Origin of the sequence: Frankia sp. AgKG'84/4, from assembly GCF_023242965.2 — a bacterium.
Classification (GTDB): Bacteria; Actinomycetota; Actinomycetes; order Frankiales; family Frankiaceae; genus Frankia.
The window spans coordinates 1-1,095 of record NZ_JALKFU020000795.1; the positions used below are offsets into that span (position 1 = coordinate 1).

The 1,095-nt window shown below is 72.9% G+C and carries 1 protein-coding gene; it reads left to right on the forward strand.

Translation table 11 applies throughout. From position 1 onward, the window contains the following. Positions 1 to 58: 58 nt before the first annotated feature. Positions 59 to 1,095: DUF222 domain-containing protein (locus MXD58_RS25275; RefSeq protein WP_248838018.1), on the forward strand; the 1,037-nt coding region annotated here is incomplete at its 3' end.

Here is a 1,095-nt window from a genome sequence, read left to right on the forward strand (position 1 = left end):
GTGGCGAGTGAAAGGATCACCTCGTCCCGTTGATCTTCTCACCCCTGGCCCGGTGATGATGTCCGCAACCTTGCTGCCCACCCCCTCCCCGATCGACGCCGACCCGATCCCCCGCGGCGCCCCGCGGCCCACCGACCAGCCCGCGGCGGATACCCGCCAACCCCACCCCGAACCCGCGCCACCGGCCGGCCTCGAGATGGGAGTCGATGCGGAGAACGCGCCGCTGACAGAGGTCGCAGAGTCCATCTGCCAATGGGCGGGCCGCTTCGCCGCCGCAACCTGCGGCTGGCTGGGCCTACTCGCCGCCTTCGACCGCCGCGACGGCTGGAACGCCATCGGCATCCGCTCCTGCGCCCACTGGCTGTCCTGGCGCTGCGGCCTGGGCCTACGCGCCGCCCGCGAACACCTCGCCACCGCCCACGCCCTGGACAACCTCCCCCAGATCCGCGCCGCCTTCGCCGCCGGTGAACTCTCCTACTCCAAAATCCGCGCCATCACCCGCGTCGCCACCCCCGACACCGAACCGTTCTGGCTCCACCACGCCCACCACTGCACCGCCAGCCAACTCGACCGCCTCGCCGCCGCCACCCGCGCGACCACCACCGACCCGACCACCCAACGCAACGCCCGCCGACTCACCCTGCGCACCGACCCCAACGGCATGATCCGCCTCACCGCGCTCCTCCCACCCGACGACGCCGCCCTACTCCTCACCGCCCTCGACGCCGCCGGCACCAGCCTCGACACCACCGACCCGCCCCCACCCCCAGACCAGAACCCCGCCGCCGACGGGGCAGCAGCACAACGCCCCCGCGACCGAACCCGCGACACCGACGCCCTCATCGCCCTCGCCGACACCTTCCTCCACCACAACGCCCCCACCCTGCAGAACCCCCACCACACCCTCAACATCCACATCACCGCCGACCCCACACCCGACCCACCCACCAGCAACGATCATGCAGGTCCCCCGCGCACCACCCCGACCGGCAGGCCACCCGCCACCACCGCGACCATCGGCCCCTGGACCCTCGGCCTACCCCCCGCGACCATCCGCCGCCTGCGCTGCGACGGACACCTCCGCACCCTCCTCAC